Source organism: Gordonia malaquae (assembly GCF_037148075.1).
In the GTDB taxonomy this organism is placed as follows: Bacteria; Actinomycetota; Actinomycetes; order Mycobacteriales; family Mycobacteriaceae; genus Gordonia; species Gordonia malaquae.
The window spans coordinates 1-271 of sequence record NZ_JBBCUB010000013.1; the positions used below are offsets into that span (position 1 = coordinate 1).

General features: G+C 72.0%; 1 protein-coding gene. It reads left to right on the plus strand.

Going from position 1 to position 271, the window contains the following annotated elements; genetic code table 11:
- On the plus strand, nt 1-271 hold a 271-nt coding region (locus tag WFK36_RS22710), incomplete at both ends, for a DUF222 domain-containing protein (protein ID WP_336794517.1).

The following is a 271-nucleotide window of genomic DNA, read 5'->3' on the forward strand; positions in this document are numbered from 1 at the left end:
GGCCGCCGGATCCTGGCCCACCTGGACCCCGACGGGTCGCTGACCGATGACGCCGATCGCGCCCGGACGCGGGGATTCGCGATCCAGCCGCAGGACAAGCGGCTGATGTCCGAGATCCGGGCGCAACTGTCGCCGTCGCTTCGAGCCAAGCTCGAAGCCGTTCTCACCCTCTGGGCAGAGCCAGGGATGAACAACCCGGACGACCCGGAGTCCCCGCACGGGACTGCCTACGGTGCCGACGCCGAGGCCCTCGCCGCCGCCCGCGAACGCG